The following is a 13,296-nucleotide window of genomic DNA, read 5'->3' on the forward strand; positions in this document are numbered from 1 at the left end:
CCGGCGCCACCCGAGCAGAGGAGCGACCGTGCCCATCTCCGAACGCCTCAGCCCCCGGAACCGCACCGCCGCCCTCGAGCGGCTGGCGCGGGAGGAACTCGACGTCCTGGTCATCGGCGGCGGGGTCGTCGGGTCCGGCGCCGCCCTGGACGCGGTCACCCGGGGCCTGAAGGTGGGGCTGGTGGAGGCGCGCGACTACGCCGCCGGCACCTCCAGCCGGTCCAGCAAGCTCTTCCACGGCGGCCTGCGCTACCTCGAGCAGTTCGACTTCCACCTGGTCTTCGAGGCGCTGCGGGAACGCCGCCTGGTGCTCAACACCCTGTGCCCGCACCTGGCGCGGCCGGTTCCCTTCATCTATCCGCTGGAGAAGCGCATCGACCGGGCCTACGTCGGCCTGGGCATCGGTGTCTACGACGTGATGGGCGCCGGGCGCGGGGTGCCCGGACACCTCCGGCACCTGGGCCGCCGCAAGACGGCGGAGTCCTTCCCGTCCGGCAAGCGGTCGGCGATCCGGGGGGCCATCCGCTTCTACGAGGGCCAGGTCGACGACGCGCGGCACACCATGATGCTGGCCCGGACCGCGGCCGCGTACGGGGCGCTGTGCGTCAACAGCACGCGGGTGACCGAGTTCCTCCGGGAGGGCGACCGCATCGCCGGGGTCCGGGTCCGTGACCTGGAGGGCGGCGGCGAGTTCGCCATCCGCGCGCAGCAGGTGGTCAACGCCGCCGGGGTCTGGACCGACGAGATCCAGGAGATGGTCGGCGGGAGGGGCCAGTTCCAGGTCCGCGCGTCCAAGGGCGTGCACCTGGTGGTGCCGCGGAACCGGATCAACAGCGCCACCGGTGTCATCACCCGCACCGAGAAGAGCCTGCTGTTCATCATCCCGTGGGGCAGCCACTGGATCATCGGGACGACCGACACCGAGTGGCACCTGGACCTGGCGCACCCGGCCGCCAGCAGGGACGACATCGACTACCTGCTCGCCCACGCGAACAGCCTGCTGGAGGACCCGCTCACCCGGGAGGACGTCGTCGGCGTCTACGCGGGGCTGCGGCCGCTGCTCTCCGGGGAGTCCGAGGCGACCAGCAAGCTCTCCCGTGAGCACGCCGTCGCCAGTCCCGTGCGCGGCCTGACCGTGATCGCCGGCGGCAAGTACACGACCTACCGGGTGATGGCCAAGGACGCCGTCGACTCCGCCGTGCACGGCCTCGAGCGCACGGTGCCGCCGTCGATCACCGAGCGGATCCCGCTGGTGGGCGCGGAGGGCTACGTCGCCGCGCACAACGCGCGCCGGCTCACCGCCGAGCGCACCGGGCTCCCGCTCTCGACGGTGGAGCACCTGCTGGGCCGGTACGGGACCCTCACCGGGGAGCTGTTCGACCTGATGACCGAGCAGCCCGCGCTGCGCGAACCGCTGGCGGGCGCACCCGAGTACCTGCGGGCCGAGGCGTACTACGCGGTCAGCCACGAGGGGGCCCTGCACCTCGACGACGTCCTGACCCGCCGCACCCGGGTCTCCATCGAGGTGCCCGACCGGGGCGTCGCCGCGGCCGCCGAGGTCGCGGAGATCGTCGCGCCCCTGCTCGGCTGGGACGCCGCGCACGTCGAGCGGGAGGTGGCGCACTACCGGCTGCGGGTCGAGGCCGAGCGGGAGTCGCAGCAGCAGCTGGACGACCGCACCGCCGACGCCGCGCGCCTGGGCGCACCCGACGTCCGGATGGGCGAGACCAGCATGGCCTGACCGGCCGGCTCACCGGCCCCTCCCGGCACGGAGAACCGCGTGGACGACGGCACCGATGACGGCGCGGTCGGGGCCGCCCTCGCCGCGTCGAACCTCTCCCGGCTGCGGCAGCCCGCGCGCCGGCGGCTGCTGGCGGGGTCCCGTCCCGTGCGGGTGCCGGCCGGCTCGGTGTCCCACCGGGAGGGCGAGACGGCCGAGTACCTGGAACTGGTCGTCGACGGGCTCGTCCGGGTGTTCGTCACCGCGCCGGACGGTCGCGGCATGACCGTGCGCTACGCGCGGCGCGGCGCGCTCGTCGGCCTGGTGTCGCTCTACGCCGACGGGACCGGGATGCCCGCGGGCACGCAGGCCGTCGTCGACACGACGGTCCTGCGCCTCTCCCCGGAGGTCGTGCGGCGGGCGGCCGCCGAGGACGCCGACGTGGCCGACGCGCTCCTGCACGAACTGGCCGACCGGGTGCGCAGCTTCGTCCACGAGATCACCGACAGCGCGTTCACCACCGTGCGGCACCGGGTGGCCCGCCACCTGCTCGACCTGGCGTCGCAGGAGTCGCGGACGGGCGCGGGCGCGCGGCGGGTCCTCACCGTCCCGGTCAGCCAGGGGGAGCTCGCCGAGGCCGTCGGCAGCGTGCGCGAGGTCGTCGTGCGCGCACTGCGCGACCTGCGGGAGTCCGGGGTGGTCAGCACCCACCGCGACCACATCGAGATCCTCGACCCGGTCCGGCTGAGCGGTGAGCTCGGTGGAACCTGGGTCCCTGACCGACCGCGCCGCTGACCCGACACTGCCGGCATGACCAGGACGGTGGGCACGGACGACGTCAGGACCGGCACCAGCGGGGTCGGGAGCGCCGCGGTCGCCGCGCTCCGCACCTCCTTCGAGGGGCAGGTCCTCGCCCCGGGCGACGAGGGGTACGAGGAGCACCGCCGCGTGTGGAACGGGTCGATCGACCGGCACCCGGCCCTCATCGCCCGGTGCACCGGGATCGACGACGTCCGCACCGCCGTCCGGTTCGGACGCGACTCCGGGCTGACCGTCGCCGTCCGGGGCGGTGGCCACAGCTTCCCCGGCCTGTCGACGGTCGACGGCGGCCTGCTGATCGACCTGCGGCCGATGGCCGGCGTGCGCGTCGACCCGGACGCCCGGGTCGCCGGCGTCCAGGCCGGGGCCCTCCTGGGCGAGGTGGACGAGGCGACCCAGGAGCACGGACTGGTCGTGCCGTCCGGGATCGTGTCGCACACCGGGGTGGCCGGACTGACCCTCGGCGGCGGGATCGGCTGGGTCATGCGGAGGTACGGCCTGACCGTCGACTCGCTGGAGTCGGCCGACCTGGTGACGGCGGACGGCGAGGTGGTCCGCGCTGCCGAGGACGAGAACGCCGAGCTCTTCTGGGGGCTGCGCGGCGGAGGCGGCAACTTCGGCGTGGTCACCGACTTCCGGTTCCGCCTGCACCCCGTGGGGCCGCAGGTGACGGCCGGCGCGACCTTCTGGTCCATGGACGACGCCGAGCAGGTGCTGCGCTGCTACCGGGACTGGGTCGCCGACTGCCCCGACGAGCTGATGACGATCGTCGTGCAGCGGCTCGCCCCGGCGCTGCCCGTCGTCCCGGCGGAGCTGGTCGGCCGGCCGGTCATCGCGGTCGCCGCCTGCTACGCGGGCGACGTCGACGAGGGGGAGGCGGTGCTGCGGCCGATGCGCACCTGCGGCTCGCCGGTCCTCGACCTGGTCGCGCCCAAGCCGTTCCTGGCGCACCAGCAGATGTTCGACCCGTCCTACCGGCACGGCTGCTGGTACTACGTCCGCTCCTGCGACGTCGCCGCGCTGACCGACGAGGTGATCGGGGTCGTCGCCGAGCACGGCCGGCGGATCACCTCACCGCTGAGCAGCATCGCGCTCTGGCAGATGGGCGGAGCGGTGGCCCGGGTCGCGGACGACGCGACGGCGTTCAGCGGCCGCTCCGCCGGGTTCACCTTCAACATCAACGGCAACACGCCGACCGCGGACGGCTTCGAGGACCAGCGGCAGTGGGCCCGCGACTACTGGACGGCGCTGGCGCCGTGGCACACCGGCGTCTACGTCAACTTCCTCATGGAGGAGGGCGGCGCGCGGGTCCGGCAGGCGTACGGCGACGCGAAGTACCGGCGCCTCACCGCGCTCAAGCGCGAGTACGACCCGGCCAACCTGTTCCGGCTGAACCAGAACGTCCCCCCGGGCTGAGCGGGGCAGCCGCTCAGCGCCGCACCCGGTAGCGCAGGTGGGTCACGTCGGGGCCGTCGAGCCGCCGGACGAGCTCCAGCTCCACGCGGTCGGTGCGGTCCTCGAACAGGCGGCGGCCGGCGCCCGGCAGGACCGGACCAGGTGGATCTCCATCTCGTCGAGCCGGCCGGCCTGCAGCAGCGCGTGCGCTGCGCTCGCGCCGTGCACCATGACGGCGCGGTCGCCCGCCGCGCCCGTGCCTCGGCGGCGCACTCGACGACGTCGGTGCAGGACCTCGCCGTGCCCGGGAGCACGTCGCCGTCGTCGACGGCGGAGGTCAGCACGAGGACCGGGACCCCGCCGTGGTGGTCGCCGTTCCAGCGACCGGCGAGCTCGAAGGTGCGCCGTCCGGAGATCACGGCCCTGGTCGCCAGGACCGGGCCGTACACCTGCCCGGCCCGGTCGTCGGGTCCGGCGACGTAGCCGTCGAGTCGAGGGACATCGAGTCGAGGGACATCGAGTCGAGGGACATCGAGTCGAGGGACATCGACACGTACAGCCGGATCGGTGCGCTCATCGCCTGGTGTACCTCCGGGGTCCCGGGTGGGGCTCAGCCGGAGAAGTCGGCGGAGGTCATGCCGTCGGGGTGGCCGGCCGGCCACTGGACCAACTCGATGCGGTTGCCGTCCGGGTCGGTGACCCACGCCGTCAGGAAGTCCGCCGCGCCGTCGGGGGACGTGGGTGACTCGACCTCGACGCCCTTCCCGGTGAGCCCGGTGACGGTCGTGTGCATCGAGTCCACGGTGACGACGAGGTGGCTGAGGTTCGTCCCGGACCGGACCTCGGGTCCAGCGGGATCGTGCACGAGTTCGATGCTCACGAACTCGTCGCCGGGCAGCTTGAGCATGGTCAGGTGTCCCAGACCGGTCTCGGGGACGTCGCCCACCACCTCGTAGCCGAGGGCCCGGTAGAACGCGAGCGACCGGTCGAGATCGGTCACGCGGAGGCCCACGTGCAGCGTCCTCATCGGTCCTCCTCCTGTCGTCGGCAGGGAGGTACCTCCCTGCCGGTGCCGACCGCCCGGGCGCGCGGGAGTCATCGGAGCGGGGCCGACCGGACGACGGCGTCTGCGTGCCCTTGCCTGGGTGCCCTTGACCTCAAGCGCGCTTGAGGGTCCAGCGTGAGCGGTGACGGGAACGAGCCGCCGGGACGCCCGGTAAGTCGGTGGCGTCCGATGAGTCTCCGGCGGACAGTCCGTCAGACCTGCAGAGAGATCCCCTGATGCGCTCGAGGTGAGGAAGCCGATGACCACACAGACACCACTCGCCATCGAGGCGAGCGGGCTCGGGAAGTCCTTCGGGACGACGCGCGCCGTCGACGGGGTCGACCTCGCCGTCCCGGCGGGCACGATCTACGGGGTGCTGGGGCCCAACGGGGCGGGGAAGACCACCACGATCCGCATGCTCGCCACGCTGATCGCCCCGGACGCGGGGAGTGCCCGGGTCCTGGGGCACGACATCGTGACCGAGGCCGACACGGTCCGCGAGCTGGTCAGCCTGACCGGCCAGCTGGCCTCGGTCGACGAGGAGCTGACCGGCCGGGAGAACCTGGTGCTGCTCGGCCGCCTCCTCGGCTACTCGCGGGCCGCCGCCCGGGACCGTGCCGACGAGCTGCTCGACGCCTTCGACATCGCCGAGGCCGCGGGCAGGCTGGTCAAGCACTACTCGGGCGGCATGCGCCGCCGGCTGGACATCGCGGCGAGCATCGTCGTCACCCCGCGGCTGATGTTCCTCGACGAGCCGACGACGGGGCTGGACCCCCGCTCGCGCAACCAGGTCTGGGAGATCGTCCGCGCGCTGGTCGCCGAGGGGACGACGATCCTGCTCTGCACCCAGTACCTCGAGGAGGCCGACCAGCTCGCCGACGGACTCGCCGTGATCGACCGGGGCCGGGTCATCGCCGAGGGCACCCCGGGGAACCTCAAGGCGTCGGTCGGCACCGGCTCCCTGCAGGTGCGGCTGCTCGACCCCGGACGGCGCGCCGAGGCCGCCGAGCTGCTCGAGCGCTCGGTGGGCCCGGTGGTGCTGGAGGCGGACCCGGCGGCGTTGTCGGCCGTCGGCGCGGACGCCGAGCGGGCGGCGATCGCCGTCGCCGGGCTCGCCCACGCCGGCGTCCCGCTGGCGCACTTCTGGCTGCAGCAGCCGAGCCTCGACGAGGTCTTCCTCGCCCTCACCGGCCATGCAGCCGACGAGGCCGCCGACGAGACGTCCCCGACCTCCGACACCCTGCGGGAGCACGCGTCATGACCGCCACGACCAGGACGACCGGCTCCGCCGACACCGCGGCGGTGCGCCGGGCCATCTCCTCCACGCCGCGGCCGCCCCGGCCCGGCCGGCTCTCGGCCGCGCTGGTGTTCGGCTGGCGGGGGATGCTCAAGGTCAAGCACGTGCCCGAGCAACTGCTCGACGTCACCGTCACGCCGGTGATGTTCCTGCTGCTGTTCACGTACCTGTTCGGCGGCGCCATCGCCGGGTCCACCAGCGCCTACCTGGACTACACGCTCCCCGGGCTGCTGGTCATGTCGGTCCTGTTCACGACCGTCTACTCCGGGATCTCGCTGAACACCGACCTGACCAAAGGGGTCGTCGACCGCTTCCGCTCCCTGCCGATCTGGCGGCCGGCGCCGCTGCTGGGCTCGCTGCTCGGCGACAGCGTCCGCTACGTCATCGCCGGCACGGTGATCATCGTCGTGGGGATGGCGCTGGGGTTCCGGCCCGAGGGCGGGTTCGCCGGGGCGGTCGCGGCGCTCGCGCTGGTCGTCGCCTTCTCGTTCGGGTTGTCGTGGGTCTTCTCGGTCCTCGGTCTGCTGATGCGCTCCCCGAACGCGGTGATGAACGCCGGCTTCATGGCGATCTTCCCGCTGACCTTCCTGTCCAACGTCTTCGTCGACCCCACCACGCTGCCCGGCCCGCTCGAGGCCTTCGTCGACGTCAACCCCATCTCGGTCCTGGCCACCGCGTCGCGGTCGCTGATGGCCGGCACGCCCGACGGCGTGGCGATCGTCGTCTCCCTCGCGGTGGCGGCGGGGCTGGCCGCGGTGTTCCTCCCGCTGACGACGAGGCTGTACCGCAGCCGCTGAGCCGGAGCCCGGCCGGCGCAGGACGCACGACAGGACACAGGACCCCCACGGCCGACGGCCGTGGGGGTCCTGCCGCACCCGGTCCCCTGCGGTGGCGCCGGAGGAGACCGGGTGCGGCGGTGGGACAGCTCAGAAGGGCGGTTCCTCGTCGCTGCCGCCGACCGGCACCGCCCAGGGATCGGGCGAGCCGCCCCGGACGTTCCCGGCGCGACCGCCGTCGGCACCGTCCCCGCCGCCGGATCCCCCGCCGGGACCGTCGCCGGACCGGGAGGCCCGGGTGACCGTCGCCGTCGCGTAGCGGAGGGACGGGCCGATCTCGTCGACCTCGAGCTCGATGACGGTCCGGTTCTCGCCCTCCTTGGTCTCGTAGGAGCGCTGCTTGAGGCGGCCCTGGGCCATCACCCGCGATCCGCGGGTCAGGGACTCGGCGACGTGCTCCGCCGCCTGACGCCACACGCTGCAGCGCAGGAAGAGCGCCTCGCCGTCCTTCCACTCCTGGGTCTGGCGGTCCAGGGTGCGCGGCGTGGACGCGATGGTGAAATTGGCGACCGCCGCGCCCGAGGGCGTCCAGCGGAGCTCGGGGTCGCTGGTCAGGTTGCCAATGACGGTGATGACTGTGTCGCCGGCCATGATCCGGTCCTCCGTGTCGTCGGTGCGTCGCTCTGGTGAGCACCCGGAGGCTAGGGAGACCTGCTGACACTTCCGGCATCGTCGGCCGACCGCGGGACGCAGCCGCGCGCCCCGGCTCCTCGCGGCCGGGTCCTCCCCGGGAGCCCCGGACTGTCGCTGCCGCGTGGAACGCTCGGTCGGCGGAGAGGCACGAGCGAGGGGGACGGCAGGTGGGGGACGCGCGGGCCGGGTCGGTCCTGGAGGCGACGCTGGAGCGGATCACGTTCGCCAACGCCCAGACCGGCTACACCGTGGCCCGGGTGGACACCGGGCGCGGCGGTGACCTGGTCACCGTGGTGGGCTCGCTGCTGGGCGCGCAGCCGGGGGAGACGCTGCGGCTGCAGGGCCGGTGGGCAGCGCACCCCCAGTACGGCCGCCAGTTCGTGGTCGAGGACCACACCACCGTGCTGCCGGCCACGGTGCAGGGCATCCGCCGCTACCTGGGGTCGGGGCTGGTCAAGGGGATCGGCCCGCGGCTGGCCGAGCGGATCGTGGACCACTTCGGCACCGACGCACTGCGGGTCATCGAGGAGCAGCCGGCGCGGCTGGCCGAGGTGCCGAACCTGGGCCCGAAGCGGACCCGGCTGATCACCGCGGCCTGGGAGGAGCAGCGGGCCATCAAGGAGGTCATGGTCTTCCTGCAGGGCGTGGGCGTGTCCACCTCGCTGGCGGTGCGGATCTTCAAGCAGTACGGCGGCGCCTCGATCGGCGTGGTCCGCGCCGAGCCCTACCGGCTCGCCGCCGAGGTGTGGGGGATCGGGTTCCGGACCGCCGACACCATCGCGGCCGCGGTGGGGATCCCGCACGACAGCACCCAGCGCGTCGAGGCGGGCGTGCAGTTCGTGCTCTCCGAGGCCACCGGGCAGGGGCACTGCTTCCTGCCCGAGGCCGAACTGGTCGCCCGGTCGGTCGAGATCCTGCAGGTCCCCGCCGACCTGGTGGGTCACTGCCTGGCCCTGCTGGTCGCCGACCAGGGCGTCATCCGCGACGAGTTCCCCGGAGCGGACGGGAGGCCCCCGGTCGTCGCGTACTACCTCGTCCCCTTCCACCGGGCGGAGGTCTCCCTGGCCGCGGGGCTCAGGAGGCTGGCGGTGGCCGACGAGGACCGGATGCCGGCCTTCGCCGCCGTGGACTGGGACGCCGCGCTGACCTGGCTGCACCGGCGCACCGGCGTGGACCTGGCGCCGGGTCAGCAGGAGGCCGTGCGCCTGGCCCTGACCGAGAAGGTCGCCGTCCTCACCGGCGGCCCCGGCTGCGGCAAGAGCTTCACGGTCCGCTCGATCGTCACCCTCGCGGCCGCCAAGGGGGCGAGGATCGTGCTCGCGGCGCCGACCGGCCGGGCGGCGAGACGGCTCACCGAGCTGACCGGGGCCGAGGCGGTCACGGTGCACCGGCTGCTGGAGCTGCGCCCCGGCGGGGACGCCGGCTTCGACCGGGACCGGCCGCTGCAGGCCGACCTGGTCGTCGTCGACGAGTCCTCGATGCTGGACCTGCTGCTGGCCAACAAGCTGGTGCGGGCCGTCCCGCCGGGCGCGCACCTGCTCCTGGTCGGTGACGTCGACCAGCTGCCGTCGGTCGGTGCCGGCGAGGTGCTGCGCGACCTGCTCGCCGAGGGCACCCCGATCCCGCACGTGCGGCTGACGCAGGTCTTCCGGCAGGCCAGCCGGTCGGGGGTGGTGACCAACGCCCACCGCATCAACGCCGGGAGCATGCCCGAGGTCCGCGGCCTGGACGACTTCTTCCTCTTCACCACCGACGACGCCGAGGAGGCCGCCCGGCTCACCGTGGACGTCGTGGTGCGCCGGATCCCGGCCCGGTTCGGCCTCGACCCGCGCCGCGACGTCCAGGTGCTGACCCCGGTGCACCGCGGGCCGGCCGGCGCGGCCGCGCTGAACGAGCTGTTGCAGGAGGCGCTCACCCCTGCCCGGCCCGACCGGCCGGAGAAGCGCTTCGGCGGGCGGGTGTTCCGCGTCGGGGACAAGGTCAGCCAGATCCGCAACGACTACGACAAGGGCCGCAACGGGGTCTTCAACGGGACCCAGGGCGTCGTCACCGCGATCGACACCGTCGAGCAGACCGTCACCGTCCGCACCGACGAGGACGAGTCGATCGACTACGACTTCGGCGAGCTCGACGAGCTGGTGCACGCCTACGCGGTCACCGTGCACCGCTCGCAGGGCAGCGAGTACCCCTGCGTGGTCATCCCGCTGACCACCAGCGCCTGGATGATGCTGCAGCGCAACCTGCTCTACACCGCGGTCACCCGCGCCAAGCAGCTCGTCGTGCTCGTCGGCTCGCCCCGGGCCCTCGGCCAGGCCGTGCGCGCCGCCGGCTCCGGACGCCGGCACACCGCGCTCGCCTCCCGCCTGCGGGGCAGGGCGTCGGCTCCCGGCGCCGCAGCGGCCTGACCGGACCGCGGGACGGGCCGGCACCGGCGCGGGACGGTCCTCGGCTCGTGGCGTTCGCCCACCGCGAACACCGCCGAGCCCCGGTGAGCGACTGTCAAGTCGACACGCCGTTCTGTCGGTACCCGTCCGTAACGTCCGGGACGACATCTTCCCCGTGTCACCAAGGAGTTCCCATGACCGTCCCCGGTCTCAAGACCCGCAAGCCCTCCGGCCGCGTCCCGTGGCCGTGCATCCTCCTCGAGGGGGAGGAGAAGGCAGGCAAGAGCTGGGCGCTCGCCCAGTTCAGCAGCAGCGACAGGATCGGCGCGCTCTACTGGATCGACCTCAACGAGGGCGCCGGCGACGAGTACGGCGCGATCCCCGGCGCCAAGTACCAGCTCATCGAGCACGACGGTTCCTACGCGGCGGTGCTGTCCGCGGTCCAGGCGGTCAAGGCCGAGGCGCGCCGTGCCGCCGATGCCGGTCAGCCGCCGGTGGTGCTGGCCATCGACACCGGCTCGGCGATCTGGGACGGCCTGAAGGACTGGGCCAGCGACCGCGCCGCCAAGTCGGCCCGCAACCGCGAGCTGCTCAAGCGCGACCCCAACGCCGAGGTGACCATCAGCCAGAACCTGTGGAACGACGCCGGCTCCCGCTGGCGCAAGCTGCAGACCGAGCTGCTCACCTTCCCCGGCATCGTGGTGGTGACCGCCCGCGGCAAGGAGGTCACCGAGGTCGACGCCAACGGCCGTCCGATCGAGGGCCAGAAGACCTGGTCGGTGCAGACCCACCGGGAGTTCCCGTACGCGGCGTCGGTGTGGATGCGGCTGCGTCGCGGGCGCCGGCCGCTGATCGTCGGTGCGCGCAGCGTGCACGTCGGCATCAAGCCCAACAGCGACCCCGCCCGGGAGGTCACCGACCAGGCGGCCACCGGCCGGCTGCTGGAGTGGCTGGTCTTCGACGCCCTCAAGTGCGACCCGGGCACCGCGCACGTGCGCGACCTCGTGTCCTTCCACGGTGGCGGGCTGCTCGAGCACGAGCGCACCGAGGAGACCGCGGCCCCCCAGCGGGCCGCCGCGCAGGCCGGCAGCACCGGCACGCGGGCGGGCGGACGGCAGGAGCCCGACGTCGCCGACCTGGTCGAGCGGATCGGCGACGCCCGCGGCGACGACGAGCTGCGCGAGGTGTGGACCGAGGCGAACCGCAGCGGGCTCCTGCAGGCCGAGGTGGCCACCCCCGGCGGCCCCTACACGGTCGCGGAGCTGATCCGGGCCCGGCACGAGCAGCTGCTCGAGGCGTCCATGAAGGCCCACCCGGCCGGACGGCGCCGGGTCGCGGCCGGCGATCCGTCCGCACCGCAGACGCCCCCTGCGGTGGTGCAGGCCGCCCAGGCCGCCGCCGCGGCCGCGCAGGCCGCCATGGCGGCTCCCCGTCCGGACGCCGACCGGGAGACCGCGCCGGCGAACCCGCTGCTGGAGCCCTCGCCGACCCCGGACGACCCGAAGGACCGCCGGCTCACCGCGGCCCGCCGGGGCGTGCTCGCCAGCCTCGAGGCGCTGGGCGTCACCGAGGAGCAGATCGGCACCCGCTTCGGCCGCCCCGTCGAGCACGTGGCGACCAAGCGGCTGACCGCACTGGTGCGCGAGGTGATCGCCGAGCAGCGCAACGGCACCGGCGGTCGCGCGGACGTCGCCTGAGCCGTGCTGCTGGAGCGGGGCCGGCTCCCCCCGGCCCCGCTCTGCCGCCCCGATCGAGGAAGACGCGATGACCGCCGTCCTGCCTGCCCGTCCCAGCGCCGCCGAGCGGCGTGCCGCCCCCAGCCTGGCCGCGGCGGTCCGTGACCTCGACCGCCGCCGGTCCCGCGCCCGCCAGCGGATGATCGGCGCCTCCGAGCTCGGCGAGTGCCGCCGCCGGGCGGCCTACCGGATCGCCCGGCGCCGCCCGACGAACACCCACACGGGCCTGCAGGCCTTCATGGGCACCGAGCTGCACCGCGGGGTGCTGCGCGCGCTGCGCCGCCAGTACGGCGGGCTGACCGAGGTCGGCCTCAGGGGCGAGCAGGTCAAGGGCCGCTGCGACTGGTGGCACGCCCCGGTCGTCGAGGACCTCAAGACGACGTCGCGGTTCGGCTTCGAGCGGGTCCTCACCCGGGGGGTCCCGGTCCGTCACTGGTTCCAGGTGGCGGTCTACGCCTGGCTGCTGCGCTCCGGGCAGACCGCCGACCGCAGGCTGCCGGCCGGCACCGGGCAGGACGTCGACGGACTGCGCATCCGCTACCTGTCCCGCGACTCGGGCGAGGACGTGGTCTTCGAGGCCGACCACGACCCGGCACTGACCGCCGAGGCGCTCCTGTGGCTCACCGACGTCTACGCCGGCGTGGAGGACGAGGGGGTCGACGCCGTCCCCCGTGACGGGTTCGGTCCCGGCGTGGACACGATGTGCGACTGGTGCCCCTTCCTCGACCTGTGCTGGGGCCCGCCCGTGGACCCGGAGACGGAGGGCGAGGTCTCCCGCCAGTCCCGTCTGACCGTCACCGACGAGGACTACGTCGCCGCCGTCCGCGACTACGACACCGCGCGGGCGGCCGAGAACGAGGCCAGACGCTCCAAGGAGTACGCCCGGGAGCGGCTGCGCGGACGGTCCGGGCCGGCCGGCGAGCTGCACTGCGAGTGGTCCGGCGGCGGCCTGCGCACGCAGGTCGACAAGGACGCCGCGGTCGAGCGGCTGGCCGAGCTCGGCGAGGTCGTGCCCACCCGGAGGACCCGCAGCCCCCGGACGATCCGGGTGACCCGCAACGGTGTCCGGCCGGAACCCGAGGGGGTCCGGTGAGCACCGTCGCCACGTCCCGGCTGCCGGCCGGGGAGCCGGTCCTGACCACCGACGTCGTCGGCACCGACTTCGGCCTGCCCCTGGTCCGGCCGACCAGGACGAGACAGGGGAGCCGGGTCCGGGTCGTGCGCTCGCGCTGCCGGGCACACGGCGGGGTCGTCGTCTGGTTCACCGACGGCACGAAGACGCCGCCGATCCACGGGCGCACGGCCTGGATCGTCGCCGAGCCGGCTGATCGGACCCCCGGCGCGGCGACGCACGCCTCGCCCGGCTGACGGAGAGGGACGCTCACCGAGAGCACCCGACCCGTCCGCAGGAGTGCGAGGGCACGCCGTCCT

At 74.1% G+C, this 13,296-nt stretch carries 12 protein-coding genes; 10 read left to right on the forward strand and 2 right to left on the reverse strand.

All coding sequences use genetic code 11. From position 1 onward, the window contains the following. The first annotated feature begins 28 nt into the window (after positions 1 to 28). From BM414_RS18280 to BM414_RS29525, 4 genes are all read left to right on the forward strand, one after another. Positions 29 to 1,741 (forward strand): glycerol-3-phosphate dehydrogenase/oxidase, encoded by a 1,713-nt coding sequence (locus BM414_RS18280; RefSeq protein ID WP_093581622.1) that lies wholly within the window; start codon positions 29 to 31, stop codon positions 1,739 to 1,741. Between the two features lie 39 nt (positions 1,742 to 1,780). After that, on the forward strand, positions 1,781 to 2,515 hold the full coding sequence (locus tag BM414_RS18285) for a Crp/Fnr family transcriptional regulator (protein ID WP_093581624.1): 735 nt from the start codon (positions 1,781 to 1,783) through the stop codon (positions 2,513 to 2,515). 15 nt (positions 2,516 to 2,530) lie between these two features. After that, the gene (locus tag BM414_RS18290; RefSeq protein ID WP_093581626.1) at positions 2,531 to 3,955 is read left to right on the forward strand and encodes an FAD-binding oxidoreductase; all 1,425 of its coding nucleotides are present in this window, start codon (positions 2,531 to 2,533) and stop codon (positions 3,953 to 3,955) included. A 141-nt stretch (positions 3,956 to 4,096) separates the two neighbouring features. After that, positions 4,097 to 4,417: a hypothetical protein gene (locus tag BM414_RS29525; protein WP_175551673.1), complete on the forward strand. Its 321-nt coding sequence runs from the start codon at positions 4,097 to 4,099 to the stop codon at positions 4,415 to 4,417. A 127-nt stretch (positions 4,418 to 4,544) separates the two neighbouring features. Here the strand turns inward: BM414_RS29525 and BM414_RS18300 are convergent, their stop codons facing one another. Continuing rightward, complete coding sequence (locus BM414_RS18300; protein ID WP_093581628.1) at positions 4,545 to 4,961, reverse strand: VOC family protein; 417 nt, start codon at positions 4,959 to 4,961, stop codon at positions 4,545 to 4,547. A gap of 277 nt (positions 4,962 to 5,238) precedes the next feature. Between BM414_RS18300 and BM414_RS18305 the strand changes: the two genes are divergently transcribed. Further along, positions 5,239 to 6,240 carry an ATP-binding cassette domain-containing protein gene (locus tag BM414_RS18305; RefSeq protein WP_093581630.1) on the forward strand — a complete coding sequence of 334 codons (1,002 nt, stop codon included), beginning with the start codon at positions 5,239 to 5,241 and terminating at the stop codon, positions 6,238 to 6,240. Next, a complete protein-coding gene (locus BM414_RS18310; protein ID WP_093581632.1) occupies positions 6,237 to 7,073 on the forward strand; it encodes an ABC transporter permease in 837 nt (278 codons plus the stop codon). The genes BM414_RS18305 and BM414_RS18310 overlap by 4 nt, the downstream gene beginning before the upstream one ends. A gap of 129 nt (positions 7,074 to 7,202) precedes the next feature. Here the strand turns inward: BM414_RS18310 and BM414_RS18315 are convergent, their stop codons facing one another. Next, the gene (locus tag BM414_RS18315) at positions 7,203 to 7,703 is read right to left on the reverse strand and encodes a single-stranded DNA-binding protein (RefSeq protein WP_093581634.1); all 501 of its coding nucleotides are present in this window, start codon (positions 7,701 to 7,703) and stop codon (positions 7,203 to 7,205) included. 209 nt (positions 7,704 to 7,912) lie between these two features. Here BM414_RS18315 and recD2 point away from each other — a divergent pair, with 209 nt between their 5' ends. The 4 genes from recD2 (at position 7,913) to BM414_RS18335 (ending at position 13,233) form a co-directional block, all read left to right on the forward strand. After that, positions 7,913 to 10,150, forward strand: coding sequence for an SF1B family DNA helicase RecD2 (recD2, locus tag BM414_RS18320; protein WP_093581636.1), 2,238 nt, complete (start codon positions 7,913 to 7,915; stop codon positions 10,148 to 10,150). A gap of 173 nt (positions 10,151 to 10,323) precedes the next feature. Beyond that, entirely contained in the window at positions 10,324 to 11,826 is a 1,503-nt protein-coding gene (locus tag BM414_RS18325) for a DEAD/DEAH box helicase family protein (RefSeq protein ID WP_093581638.1), read from the forward strand. 67 nt (positions 11,827 to 11,893) lie between these two features. Next, entirely contained in the window at positions 11,894 to 12,958 is a 1,065-nt protein-coding gene (locus tag BM414_RS18330; protein WP_093581640.1) for a PD-(D/E)XK nuclease family protein, read from the forward strand. Beyond that, entirely contained in the window at positions 12,955 to 13,233 is a 279-nt protein-coding gene (locus BM414_RS18335; protein WP_093581642.1) for a hypothetical protein, read from the forward strand. Before BM414_RS18330 ends, BM414_RS18335 begins: the two co-directional genes overlap by 4 nt. Positions 13,234 to 13,296 lie beyond the last annotated feature (63 nt).

This window comes from Geodermatophilus amargosae, from assembly GCF_900116515.1.
GTDB lineage: Bacteria > Actinomycetota > Actinomycetes > Mycobacteriales > Geodermatophilaceae > Geodermatophilus > Geodermatophilus amargosae.

What these genes read in the sequence shown, in the direction of transcription:
- BM414_RS18290 (WP_093581626.1), top strand. Translation starts at nt 2,531, where the DNA reads ATGACCAGGACGGTGGGCACGGACGACGTCAGGACCGGCACCAGCGGG.
- BM414_RS18300 (WP_093581628.1), bottom strand. Translation starts at nt 4,961, where the DNA reads ATGAGGACGCTGCACGTGGGCCTCCGCGTGACCGATCTCGACCGGTCG.
- BM414_RS18305 (WP_093581630.1), top strand. Translation starts at nt 5,239, where the DNA reads ATGACCACACAGACACCACTCGCCATCGAGGCGAGCGGGCTCGGGAAG.
- BM414_RS18310 (WP_093581632.1), top strand. Translation starts at nt 6,237, where the DNA reads ATGACCGCCACGACCAGGACGACCGGCTCCGCCGACACCGCGGCGGTG.
- BM414_RS18315 (WP_093581634.1), bottom strand. Translation starts at nt 7,703, where the DNA reads ATGGCCGGCGACACAGTCATCACCGTCATTGGCAACCTGACCAGCGAC.
- BM414_RS18325 (WP_093581638.1), top strand. Translation starts at nt 10,324, where the DNA reads ATGACCGTCCCCGGTCTCAAGACCCGCAAGCCCTCCGGCCGCGTCCCG.
- BM414_RS18330 (WP_093581640.1), top strand. Translation starts at nt 11,894, where the DNA reads ATGACCGCCGTCCTGCCTGCCCGTCCCAGCGCCGCCGAGCGGCGTGCC.